This window comes from Micromonospora sp. NPDC002389 (assembly GCF_040296095.1).
Lineage (GTDB): Bacteria > Actinomycetota > Actinomycetes > Mycobacteriales > Micromonosporaceae > Micromonospora.
The window spans coordinates 98,813-110,901 of sequence record NZ_JBEOWP010000011.1; the positions used below are offsets into that span (position 1 = coordinate 98,813).

Here is a 12,089-nt window from a genome sequence, read left to right on the forward strand (position 1 = left end):
CCCCAGTCCTGTGGACAGCCGAGACCGTCTCGCACCCCGTCATCCCCAGAACCTTCAACAGGGCGTCCACAGGTGGGTCGTCGTCGGTGGACAGAACGACGCGTTGTCCCCAGTCGCCCACAGGCGTCCACAGGGTTGTCCCCAGGGTTTCTCCACAGCCTGTGGGTAACCGGGCGCCGACGGTCTGTGGTTATCCACCGGCGGTGGACAACGAGCTGTGGACAACGAGCGCGGGCCGGAGCGGACACGCCTCCGATGGTGTGGTGTACACCTCGTCGAGAGTCCACGGTCGAGACCGAAAAGAGACCCGGCCGGAGGGCTCCGGCCGGGTCGTGGGCACCGCTGAGCGGGCGTACGCCTCAGGTGTTCTGCTTGATCCGGTTGGTCAGCTCGGCGATCTGGTTGTAGAGCGAACGCCGTTCGGCCATCTGCTGACGGATCTTGCGGTCGGCGTGCATGACGGTGGTGTGGTCCCGTCCACCGAACGCCTGCCCGATCCGGGGCAGCGACAGGTCGGTCAGCTCCCGGCACAGGTACATGGCCACCTGGCGGGCGTTGACCAGCACCCGGGAGCGGGAGTGCCCGCGCAGGTCCTCCAGGCTGACGCCGAAGTAGTCGGCGGTGGCGACCATGATCTGGTCGGCGGTGATCTCCGGGCCGGCGCCGTCCGGGATGAAGTCCCGCAGCACCTCCTCGGCCAGCGACAGCTCCACGCTCGACCGGGTCAGGCTGGCGAAGGCGGTGACCCGGATCAGGGCGCCCTCCAGTTCCCGGATCGAGTTCGACACCCGGGACGCGATGAACTCCAGCACGTCCGGCGGGGCGTACAGCCGCTCCTGGGCCGCCTTCTTCTGCAGGATCGCGATCCGGGTCTCCAGGTCCGGCGGCTGGATGTCGGCGAGCAGGCCCCACTCGAACCGGGTCCGCAGCCGGTCCTCCAGCGTCGCCAACTGCTTCGGCGAGCGGTCGGAGGTGATCACGATCTGCTTGTTGGCGTTGTGCAGCGTGTTGAAGGTGTGGAAGAACTCCTCCTGGGTGCGCTCGCGGTTCTCCAGGAACTGGATGTCGTCGATCAGGAGGATGTCGACGTCGCGGTAGCGGCGCTGGAACGCACTGGTCTTGTCGTCCCGCAGCGAGTTGATGAAGTCGTTGGTGAACTCCTCGGTCGAGACGTACCGGACCGAGCGGGCGTTGCCCAGCGTGGTGGCGTAGTGCCCGATGGCGTGCAGCAGGTGGGTCTTGCCCAGCCCCGAGCTGCCGTAGATGAACAGCGGGTTGTACGCCTTCGCGGGTGACTCGGCCACCGCCACGCTCGCCGCGTGCGCGAACCGGTTCGAGGAACCGATGACGAACGTCTCGAACATGTACTTCGGGTTGAGCCGGTTGCCGCCGCTGTCCGCGCCGGTCGGCAGCCGGCGGTCGTCCCGTCCGACCGGGCGGTGGTCGGCGCTGCCCCGACCGGGCCCGCTGTCGGTGCCGCCGTCGTTCGGCATCGCCCGGATCACGTGCTGGTCGCGCGGAGAGACCCCGTGGTCCTCGCCGTACCGTCCGGCGAAGCCGCGTGGACCGCTCGGCGGCGGGTCCATCCGGCCGCCCTGCTCGGTGAAGCCGAGTCGGTCGGCGGGCCGCCGGGGCACCTCGGTCGGCCGGTCGTGCGGTCGGGACGGTTCGCCGAAGGCGTGGCCGAAGAGCGTCTCCTGGCCGTCGACCAACGGAGGACCGTGACCGGTACGCCCACCGCCGTCGGCCGGTGGCACCTCCGCCACGGGCCGGTCGAACCGGCCCGGCTGCGGCTGTTCCGGAATCAGCGGGAGCTGTTGCCGACCGGGGTCACCGGCGGGGCCGACGTCCGACCCGCGAGCGTCGAAGTCGACCGGGCCGTCCTGGGTGCCGACGCCGGGCTCCGGCGAACTGCGGTAGACGGTGCCGGTGGGGTGCCCGTCCTCGGGTACGCGGACGGTGACCGCGACCTGGATCGGCCGACCCAGTCGACGGGTGAGCGCCTCGGTGATGGCCGGGCGCAGCCGAGACTCGATCACGTCCCGGGTGAACGCGTCCGGCACCGAGAGCAGCGCGGTGTCCTCGACGATGGCCCGTAGCCGGGTCAGCCGCAGGTACGCCCGCTGCTGCGCGGAGATGATCTCGTCGGCGAGTTCGTCCGTCGTCGCCGTCCACACCGCGGCAAGGTCGGTCGTACCGGCCACCGTCGTGCCACCCCCTCGCCTCTGCTCCCCCGAACGCCGCCGTTTCCCGGCTGTCCGGATGCCTGGTACCGAGCGGTGTGACTTCTCACCCACCCGGACGCCGCACCGGTCGTCCTCCACAAGTTATCCACAGCCTGTGTGCCGACCGATTGTGGCCGCCCGCCGGGCGCGGGTCGGACCTGCCCCCTGCCGTGGCCGGGCGCTGAAGCGGGTTCACCGTGCCGAACGATTCACTACCGTGTCCGGTCTTGCCTGGCGGCGACATCCCGGAACTGGAGACGCTGACCGCAATCGGGCACGGTAACAGCGATGTCGCCGCATCATCAACCGTCGAGGGGCCTGGCGCGTTGTCGGCATCAGCGAAATCCCCCGCTTTCGGGCGGTTGTCGCCGCAGGTGACGGCCCGACTGCGCCGGTTTGACGGTGATTGCCCCCCGACCTAGGCTGGATGGGCTGCTCTCACGCCCTCTGCTAGGGTGATGGGTGCTTGCTGCCCGTGGTCGCGCCCCGTAACGCCGGGGTGACAAGCCGTCCGGGCAGCGCCGATCGGGGCCACCGCAGCGGCGGCCTGGACCACCACGACCCGGACGATCCACGTGTCCGGGCGTCCGACAACGGAGAGCCTGACGTGAGCAAGCGCACCTACCAGCCGAACAACCGCCGGCGCGCGAAGACCCACGGCTTCCGGCTGCGCATGCGCACCCGGGCCGGCCGCGCCATCCTTTCGACCCGCCGCGCCAAGGGCCGCACCCGCCTGTCGGCCTGAGGCCGACAGGGTCCGCTCCGGGGACGGCAGTCGTGCTGGCGGCCGCACAACGACTGCGGCGCAGCATCGACTTCGCCGCAGCGGTTCGCGGTGGCCGACGAGCCGGTCGGGGCACGCTCGTCGTGCACCTGACGCTGCCGGTCACACCCGGAGCCGCAGACGTAGCGCCGAAGCCGGCGCGGGGCGGTGCGGAGGAAGACTCCGCACCGGTATCCCGCGCCGGCTTCGTGGTTTCCAAGGCGGTCGGGCCCGCGGTGGTCCGTAACCGGGTCCGTCGCCGGTTGCGGCATCTGACCCGGGACCGGCTCGCCGCGCTGCCGGCCGGGAGCACCCTCGTCGTACGCGCTCTGCCGGCCGCCGCCGACGCGACGTACCAGCGACTCGGTGCGGACCTGGACGCGGCGCTCGCCGCCGCTCGGGCCGGCCGGCCCGGCCGGGAACGGCGGCCACGGTGAGCTCAGAGCCCACGTCGCCGCGCCCGGCTACCACCGGTGCCCGGGTGCTGACCCTGCCCGTCATCGCGTACCGTCGGTGGATAAGTCCGGCGTTGCCGGCCCGCTGTCGGTTCTACCCGTCGTGCAGTGCGTACGCCCTGGAGGCGATTGCCCGGCACGGCGCGCTGCGGGGAGCCGGTCTGACGGTCCGGCGACTGTCGCGCTGCCACCCATTCCATCCTGGTGGATACGACCCGGTACCGGAGCCGGGCAGCCGCCGACCTGCCGACGTGACTGGAGCCGAGAATTGAGTCTCGACTGGATCTACTACGCGATCTCGTGGATCCTGCTGGCCTGGCATTCGGCCTGGGAGGCCATCGGGATTCCCGACGCCACGGTCCTCGGCACGAACTGGGCCTGGATTCTCGCCATCGTCTTCCTGGTGGTCACCGTCCGGGTGATCCTGTTCCCGGTCTTCGTCAAGCAGATCAAGTCCCAGCGGGCGATGCAGGCGCTCCAGCCGCAGGTGAAGGCGCTGCAGGAGAAGCACAAGGGTGACCGGGAGACGCTCCAGAAGGAGATGATGGAGCTATATCGGAAGGAAAAGGCCAACCCGTTGATGGGCTGCCTTCCGATGTTCCTCCAGATCCCGGTCTTCCTCGGCCTGTTCCACGTCCTGCGTCGCCTCAACCCGGACCCGGCGAAGAACAACAAGGACATCTACGGCTGGACGGTCGACCAGTTCAACAGCGCCTCGGACGCGACCCTCTTCACCGCACCGATCGCCAGCAAGTTCGGCTCCACCGCCGCGGAGCTGGCGCAGCTCGGTGCCAACGGCACCGTCGTGAAGATCATGGCCGGTGTCCTGGTGCTGGTGATGATGGGCACCACCTACCTCACCAGCCGCCAGATGATCCTCAAGACCGGTTGGGCCGAGGACCCGCAGCAGCGCATGATCCAGCGCCTGATGCTCTACGGCATCCCGCTCTCGCTGCTCATCTCCGGTGCCATCTTCCCGATCGGCGTGATCATCTACTGGGTCACCAACAACCTCTTCACCCTCGGCCAGCAGCAGTGGGTGCTGCGGAAGTTCCCCCCGCCGGTGACCGCCACCAGCAAGCCGGCCACCACCGCCGCCGCGCGTAACGGCGCGCAGCCGGCCAAGAACCGTGGCCTGTTCGGCCGCAGCAAGCCGGCCGAGGCGCCGCCCGCGCCGGCCGCGCCGAAGGTCGCCGGCCCGAAGCCGGGCGCCAAGCCGGCCAACCCGAAGAAGGGTCGCCCCGCCAAACGGCAGGGCTGAATCGTCCGGGCCGCCGTCGGGAGACCGACGGCGGCCCGTTGCGCGACGTGCTGCCGCCGAGAGGCCGGCGCCGGAGCGCGGAAGCGCCGCGAACGACGCGGCGAACGGGCGACACTGCCCTACAGACGTGCCCGTGGGCACCGGCGACGTCCCGCCGGCCGCGGGGAACCAGCGGACCCGAGGTCCGGCCGAGTGAGTACGGAGATGACACCGTGACCGACACCAGCATCCCCCGCGCCGACCAGCCCCTGGACGACGAGGAGCCGACGGCGGCGGCTCCGGCCGACGGCGAGCCGGAGGAGACCGACGCCGAGAAGGCGCCGAGCAAGGCCGCCGGTGAGGGCGACCTCTTCCGGCAGAGCGAGATCGCAGCCGACTACGTCGAAGGGCTGCTCGACATCCTCGACTACGACGGCGACATCGACGAGCTGGTGTCGGGCGGTCGTCCGGTGGTGGAGGTCGTCGGTGGCCGGCTGCAGAACCTGGTCGGCCAGCGCGGCGCCACCCTGGAGGCACTCCAGGAACTGGCCCGGCTCGCCGTCTTCCGGCAGACCGGCTCGCCGAGCCGGCTGCTGCTCGACGTGGGTGGCTACCGGGCCAACCGGCGCAAGGAACTCGCCGCGGTGGCGCGCAACGCGGTCGAGAAGGTCAAGGAGCACGGCGAGGCGGTACGCCTGGAGCCGATGTCGGCCTTCGAGCGCAAGTGCGTCCACGACGTGGTGAACGCGATCGACGGCGTGGAGAGCGAGTCCGAGGGTGTCGAGCCGAACCGCCGCATCGTCGTCCAGCCCGCAGGCTGACGGGTGACCGCAGACGACGCCAGGGGCGTTTCCCCGTCCGGCCCGGGTGGTACGCCGCCCGGGCCGGCGGCTGTTCCGCCCCGGCCCCACCCGTCCCCGGCCGCAGCCGACGGTACCGACCCTGCAGTGGCCGTGCTGCCACCCGAACTGGCCGAGGCGGCCCGGCGCCTGTTCGGTGACCGGCTCGACCTCGCCGCCGCCTACGCCGAACTACTGGCCACCGACGGCGTGGTACGCGGACTGATCGGCCCGCGCGAGACACCCAGGATCTGGGACCGTCACCTGCTGAACTGCGCCGTCGTCGGCGAACTGATCCCGCAGGGTGCGACGGTGGTCGACGTCGGATCGGGGGCCGGCCTGCCCGGTCTGGTGCTCGCCATCGCCCGCCCCGACCTCACGGTGACGCTCGTCGAGCCGCTGGCCCGGCGCACCGTCTTCCTCGACGAGGCCGTGGAGTCGCTGGGGCTGACCGCCTCGGTGCGGGTGTTCCGGGGACGCGCCGACGAGGCGGTCGCCGAACCGGAACTGCTTCCCAGCGACGTGGTCACCGCCCGGGCGGTCGCGCCGCTGGACCGACTCGCCGGTTGGTGCCTGCCGCTGGCCGCGCCGGGCGGACGCCTGATCGCACTCAAGGGCGCCTCGGCCGCCGACGAGATCGCCGAGCACGCCCAGGCGGTCCACCGCCTCGGCGGCGGGGAGCCGATGCTGCGCCGCTGTGGCGAGGACGTCATCGCGCCACCGACCACTGTGGTCGAGGTCGTCCGTGAACGGGTGATCGCCGCTAAGCGCGCCTCGAAGAAATCTCGGCGTCGCCGCTGACTGCGTGCAAGGAAGGGTCCCCTGCTAACGCCTCGTGCATAGGAAGGGACCCTTCTTAACACGGTGCGGGCGACAGTGCGCATGGCGCACCCGGCTTGCCGGCGCCGTTCGGCATCGTCCAGGAGTCGGCGATTGCCCCCGCGCCCGCGAGGCCGTGACCGGCGGGTTGCGAACCCGACGTGGACCCGCCACGCCCATGCGCCGTAGGCTGACCGCGCGTCGATAGTGTGGAGCGGGCGGCGATGGGTCTCCTCCGAAGACCGGCCGCTCCCGCCGGGCGGTACCTCTGCGAGGACAGCGCGAGAGGCCCGGGTGACGGGTGCAGACCGACCATCCGAAGCGGGCAGGGATGACAGGTGCATGACGACGGCAGGTACGACGATCCGCGCGTGACCGGGTCAGCGGGCGACCCTGTTTCACGTGAAACCGACTACCCGAGCTGGCGCTCCCAGGGGAGTGCGCAGGACCCGCCGGAGTCCATGCGGGACAGGCCGACGTCTGGCGTACCGTGGTCACCGAATCCGGAGTTCTCGTCCGGCCGGGACGCGTCGGACGGGGCCGGTCGACCCGTGAACGCCACCCCTGACGCACGTGTGATCCCGATCCGCCGCAACACCTCGGCCGCCACGCGGTTCGAGGCGGCGACATATCAAGCGGCCCCTGGAGTGGTGCCCGATCCCCGCCCGGCCCCCGACACGCCTGGCCCTTCGGCCGGGCCCTACGAGCCGGCCGACACCGAGGCCGCGTACGTTTCACGTGAAACCCCGACGCGCGAAGAGGATGATCCACCGTTGGCAATGGAGGCGATGCGCGCCGTGCAGATCCTGAACCCCAGTGGCGAGGTGACCATGCCTCGGCCGGACCGGACCCGGGTCATGTGCGTCGCGAACCAGAAGGGCGGCGTAGGAAAGACCACGACGACGGTGAACCTTGCAGTGGCCTTGGCTCTGCACGGCAACCGGGTGCTCGTGGTCGATCTCGATCCGCAGGGCAATGCCTCCACGGGGCTGAACGTGCCGCACCACACCGGTGTGCCGGACGTCTACGACTGCCTGATCAACTCCGTCCCGCTGGAGGACGTAGCCCAGGCGGTCGAGGGCATCCCCAACCTCTGGTGCGTGCCGGCCACCATCGACCTCGCGGGTGCGGAGATCGAGTTGGTCTCGGTGGTGGCTCGTGAGTCGCGGCTCTCCCGGGCGATCGACGCCTACCCCGGCCACTTCGACTACGTCTTCATCGACTGCCCACCCTCGCTCGGCCTGTTGACCGTGAACGCGTTGGTCGCGGCCCAGGAGGTTCTCATCCCGATCCAGTGTGAGTACTACGCGCTGGAAGGGCTGAACCAGCTCATCAACAACATCAACCTGGTCCGCCAGCACCTCAATCCACGACTTGAGGTCTCCACGATCCTGCTCACCATGTACGACCGCCGCACCCGCCTGGCGGACGCGGTGGAGCAGGACGTCCGGAACCACTTCGGCGACAAGGTGCTCCAGGCGGTGATCCCGCGAAACGTACGTGTCTCCGAGGCGCCCAGTTACGGCCAGTCGGTGATGACCTACGATCCCGGATCGCGGGGGGCGACGAGTTACTTCGAGGCCGCCCAGGAGATCGCCGAGCGTGGGGTCAAGGAGCCGGTGAGCCGGAATGCGTAGTGCGGAAGAGGCGCTGGGAGGCGTGGTATGAAGAACCGTCCTCGGGGCGGTCTGGGGCGGGGCCTGGGGGCACTCATCCCGACCGGGCCGGCACAGGAGCCGGATGGTGCCGGTGCCGGCGTCATCACGAACGGAGCCGCCGTCGGAGCGCCGGAGGTGCCCGCGCCGCCCGTACCGGAAGCGCCGCTCCCTGCGGTCACTCCCGAGCCGGTCCTCAGTCCGGTGCCCGGTGCCCGGTTCGCCGAGATCTCGGTCGACTCGATCGTGCCCAACCCGAAGCAACCTCGGCAGGTCTTCGACGACGAGGCGTTGGAGGAGCTGAAAACCTCGATCCAGGAGGTGGGCTTCCTCCAGCCGATCGTGGTGCGGCATCTCGACGACGAGAAGTTCGAACTCGTCATGGGCGAGCGGCGGTGGCGAGCCGCCCAGGCCGTCGGTCGGGAAAGCATCCCGGCGATCGTCCGCGACACCCGCGACGACGCGATGCTGCGGGACGCCCTGCTGGAGAACATCCACCGCGCCAACCTCAACCCGCTGGAAGAGGCTGCCGCCTATCAGCAGCTTCTGGAGGAGTTCGGGGCCACGCACGAGGAGCTGGCTCGTCGTATCGGGCGCAGCCGGCCGCAGATCTCGAACACCATCCGCCTGCTCAACCTTCCGGCCCAGGTGCAGCGGCGAGTGGCCGCCGGAGTGCTCTCCGCCGGTCACGCCCGGGCGCTGCTGAGCCTGGAGGACGCGGAGACGCAGGAACAGCTCGCGCTGCGGATCGTCGCCGAAGGCCTGTCGGTCCGTGCCACCGAAGAGATCGTCGCGCTGGCGCTCAGCGAAGGCCCCAGCCAGAAGGAGTCGGCCAAGCGCCGGCCGAAGCCGGTCGCCCCGGCTCTGAACGACCTCGCGGACCGTCTCTCGGATCGGTTCGACACCCGAGTGAAGGTCGACATCGGGCGGAGTAAGGGCAAGATCACGATCGAGTTCGCCACGGTCGACGACTTGGAGCGGATCGTGGGCATCATCGGGGTCGAGGCCGAGGAAGCGCAGGACTGAGTCCACCCTCGTTACGACCAACGGCCGTGTCCCGAGAGGGCGCGGCCGTTGTCGTTGCACCAGGGACTGGCACGGCCCACTCGATAACGCCGTCTGAAAGCCGCCTGAGGTCGCGAGATCCTATCCCCTAGCCTGTTTGACGCACCTGAGTCGCGCGGGGCACTCACGGGCCACTCAGCGCTCTGGAGGAGCAGCCTCCCGGACTGGCGGCGTTCGACGCGGTGCAAACTCGGCGACCGCAAGGGCCCGAGGCGGTGGAGCGCGAGCGGAAGGGTTGGCGGCGGGAGTTTGCGCGAGCGGAGGGGGCCGCGGCGGGAGTTTGCGCGAGCGGAAGGGTTCGTGGCAGGAGGAGGCGCGAGCGGAGGGGCCGGCGTCGTGGGTGGGCCGCGGGCCGAGGCGGACGGCCTCCCGTTTGCGGCAGGGAGGTACGCGGACGGTAGGGCTCGCGGGTGTAGGGCTCGCGCACGGTAGGGCTCGCGGCGGAGGTGCGGAGGCACCCGTCGCCAGCGCGGACCCGTCCGGGGCCTGGACGATCTGAGAAATTCGAAACCGGGGGTACGGGCGGCGGAGGGTACGAGGCTCCTCCTGGTTCTCCTGCTGCTTGCTGAAGGTGCTGCGGCCACCGGTCGAGCGCGAGTACGCCGGGTACGGGCGGGCGATGAGACTCCTCCACCGCAACAGCCTCGGTGGACTGACCTCGATGAGGGCCGTCTCGGTGTAGCGGCCTCTGCGGAGCTGGTCCTGGGGAGGAGGAGTCAGCGGACGGACGCACCTCGACGGATATCGCCTGTGGTCCGGAGTCGCGCCAACCAGCACGCCAGTGCACGGTGGCGTGGGCGCCGGCGACGCTGCCCGGGACGGGAGGCAAAGACCGAACCTACTCGGGAGGTCGAGCGTGCGACTCGACGGCGATGGCGGCTGCCGCTCGTCTCCACCGCCCATTCGGCCGAGTGAAGTCGACTCCTGCCCTCCGGCATCCGCCACAGTCGACCCGGTGATGTTCGGCAACGCTCCGCTCGACCGGCCCGTTTCACGTGAAACGGGCCGGTGCAATCCGACTTCGTTACCCCATCCGCGCTCGTACAGCCGATTACGGCCAGGGGCGGGAAGAGGCGACTCCGTCGCGGCATGGCGACTCGGCGGCCTCGACCGGGGTCCGGGGTGAACCCCGCCGCCAGTCGACCCCGCCCGCAGCGTGTCGAGGGCCATGCCTGGCATCCGCGCATCAGGCCGACGTCTTTCAGTTGCCAGCGTGCCTGAAGAGCGAGGTGCTTCGACGCATGCCCCGAGTGATCCCGCCACCGCCCCGAGAACCACCCGGCTCCGGCAACAACGGCGCGATCATCGCCCATGCCTCGTCGGTCAACTCGCCACGACGCACCACCGGTACATCGTCAACGATCAACCACTACAAGATCGGTAGGACGCGTCCTAGGCACTGCGGGCGGGCTCGGCCTGATCGCAGAGTGGGCGCGCCGAGCGGCTACACGCCCCGCAGAGAATCTGCCATGGGGGAGCGAACTCGGCGAGGGCGCTCAGTGCGCCGCCGACTGTCGGCAGGTCGGCCGCGCCCGGGAGTTGCCACCTACCGCGAGGGCGGCATCAACGACGACTACCCCGTTTCTGCGCTGTAGGAAGAGCCGCCGTGAGACGGGGTGGGGCGTGGGTTCAAGGTCGATGGCTCCGCTGACGTGGCGGATTCGGGCCCGGAGAGTGTCGTCCGGCTCGGAGCGGAGCTGACCGGACCGGCCCGCTGACACCGCCGTTTCACGTGAAACGAGCGGCAGCGGTAGTGGTCGCCAACGGCCAGAAAGTTATCCACACCGGTTGTCCACAGGTCGGCGTCGTTTCACGTGAAACGGAGGCCGAAAACCCTTGTCTAACTGGGGATGACGATGGCCACACGTCGAGGTGCAAGCCTGTGGATAACTCTGGGGAAAGTGGAACGGTGGGCTGCTGTCCCGTGATCCGAGCCGCTGCGGAATCGAACATGCTTCGGGTAGGGACACTGGTGCCGTACTCGGTTAGGGTCAGCCTCGTGCACGACACCCCTCCCTCAGTCCCGGACTTCACCCAGTGGCCGTCATTCCCCTTCGAAGGTGACCTGCAAGTCAAGCGACTCGACGAACCGGTCGCGGTGGAGCCGCCCCGGAAGGGCGAGGCGCACCGTGAATGCACCGCATGCCAGGCACCCGACGAGGCGTACATCTGGGTGGGTGAGAGGTGGCGCGTACGGGCGATGGACCGCCCTACCGGCCTGCCGATGGTCCTCATCCTGGAATCCCGGTCGCACCTCGATCTCGGCGACCTACCCAACCTGCTCGCGGCCGAGCTGGGGGTGATGACGGTACGCCTGGAGCGCGCCATCCGCTCGCTCGACGGGGTGGCCCGGGTGCACGTCAACCGCTGGGGCGACGGGTCGGCGCACCTGCACCTCTGGTTCCTTGCCCGACCGTACGGGCGGCTCCAACTGCGCGGCACGTTCCTCTCCCTCTGGGATTCGATCCTGCCGCCCATCTCCGAGGACAAGTGGCGGGAGAACCTGGCGCTGGTCGCCGCCTGGCTCGCGGAGTTCGGCGGTCGGCCGTTGGCCGAACCACCCCGGATCCAGTGGCAGGCACCGTCCAGCCTCGCCGCTCAGGCGGCACCCGCCGAGAAGAGTCAGCCGAGCGAGGGCGGGTCGCTCCTGGACGCCATCGGCGAGACGGCCGAACCGCCGGACGTTCCGCTCGCCGACGACGAGTCTCCGGCCGAACGGCCGAGCGGTCCGCCCGGCACCACGCTCCCGGAGCAGGCCGTCGAGGATTCGGACGGGGAGGCGACGGACGTCGCGGACGAACCCGCCGAGGACAAGGAAGCTGAGCCATCGGCTACGGCTGCGGAGCGCCCGGTGGCGAAGCAGGAGCCCCGCGAGGCGGGTGCCGAAGCGACGTCGGTGGAATCGTCCACCACTGCGGGGACGGCAGCAGCGGCCCCCGGTGGGAAAGACGCCCGCCCGGCACAGTGACCCCCTCGCCCGGCAACAGCGTCCAGCGGGCGCTGAACGGCCGTACGGCTGATCAGCAGG

The 12,089-nt window shown here is 70.2% G+C and carries 10 protein-coding genes and 1 pseudogene; 9 read left to right on the forward strand and 2 right to left on the reverse strand.

The window, feature by feature from the left end:
- Window positions 1-359: 359 nt before the first annotated feature.
- Window positions 360-2,204: a chromosomal replication initiator protein DnaA gene (dnaA, locus tag ABT008_RS21340; RefSeq protein ID WP_350697978.1), complete on the reverse strand. Its 1,845-nt coding sequence runs from the start codon at window positions 2,202-2,204 to the stop codon at window positions 360-362.
- 628 nt (window positions 2,205-2,832) lie between these two features.
- Here dnaA and rpmH point away from each other — a divergent pair.
- From rpmH to ABT008_RS21380, 8 genes are all read left to right on the forward strand, one after another.
- Window positions 2,833-2,970 carry a 50S ribosomal protein L34 gene (rpmH, locus tag ABT008_RS21345; protein WP_067300964.1) on the forward strand — a complete coding sequence of 46 codons (138 nt, stop codon included), beginning with the start codon at window positions 2,833-2,835 and terminating at the stop codon, window positions 2,968-2,970.
- A 32-nt stretch (window positions 2,971-3,002) separates the two neighbouring features.
- Window positions 3,003-3,425 (forward strand): ribonuclease P protein component, encoded by a 423-nt coding sequence (gene rnpA / locus ABT008_RS21350; protein WP_350697979.1) that lies wholly within the window; start codon window positions 3,003-3,005, stop codon window positions 3,423-3,425.
- 44 nt (window positions 3,426-3,469) lie between these two features.
- A complete protein-coding gene (gene yidD / locus ABT008_RS21355) occupies window positions 3,470-3,715 on the forward strand; it encodes a membrane protein insertion efficiency factor YidD (protein WP_217706055.1) in 246 nt (81 codons plus the stop codon).
- On the forward strand, window positions 3,712-4,704 hold the full coding sequence (gene yidC / locus ABT008_RS21360; protein WP_350697980.1) for a membrane protein insertase YidC: 993 nt from the start codon (window positions 3,712-3,714) through the stop codon (window positions 4,702-4,704). The genes yidD and yidC overlap by 4 nt, the downstream gene beginning before the upstream one ends.
- Window positions 4,705-4,916: 212 nt before the next feature.
- Window positions 4,917-5,504, forward strand: a complete 588-nt coding sequence (locus ABT008_RS21365) for a Jag family protein (protein WP_350697981.1) — start codon at window positions 4,917-4,919, stop codon at window positions 5,502-5,504.
- 3 nt (window positions 5,505-5,507) lie between these two features.
- A complete protein-coding gene (gene rsmG, locus ABT008_RS21370; RefSeq protein ID WP_502890476.1) occupies window positions 5,508-6,323 on the forward strand; it encodes a 16S rRNA (guanine(527)-N(7))-methyltransferase RsmG in 816 nt (271 codons plus the stop codon).
- 593 nt (window positions 6,324-6,916) lie between these two features.
- Window positions 6,917-7,978 carry a ParA family protein gene (locus ABT008_RS21375; RefSeq protein ID WP_502890485.1) on the forward strand — a complete coding sequence of 354 codons (1,062 nt, stop codon included), beginning with the start codon at window positions 6,917-6,919 and terminating at the stop codon, window positions 7,976-7,978.
- A gap of 27 nt (window positions 7,979-8,005) precedes the next feature.
- Window positions 8,006-9,022, forward strand: coding sequence for a ParB/RepB/Spo0J family partition protein (locus ABT008_RS21380; protein WP_350697984.1), 1,017 nt, complete (start codon window positions 8,006-8,008; stop codon window positions 9,020-9,022).
- Between the two features lie 1,289 nt (window positions 9,023-10,311).
- Here the strand turns inward: ABT008_RS21380 and ABT008_RS21385 are convergent.
- Window positions 10,312-10,403 (reverse strand): annotated as a pseudogene (locus tag ABT008_RS21385) (IS5/IS1182 family transposase); the annotation flags it as partial.
- Between the two features lie 657 nt (window positions 10,404-11,060).
- Between ABT008_RS21385 and ABT008_RS21390 the strand changes: the two are divergent.
- Complete coding sequence (locus tag ABT008_RS21390; RefSeq protein WP_502890477.1) at window positions 11,061-12,029, forward strand: hypothetical protein; 969 nt, start codon at window positions 11,061-11,063, stop codon at window positions 12,027-12,029.
- Window positions 12,030-12,089 lie beyond the last annotated feature (60 nt).

Excerpts from the sequence above, each read along its gene's own strand:
- ABT008_RS21380 (WP_350697984.1), top strand. The coding sequence starts at position 8,006 with ATGAAGAACCGTCCTCGGGGCGGTCTGGGGCGGGGCCTGGGGGCACTC.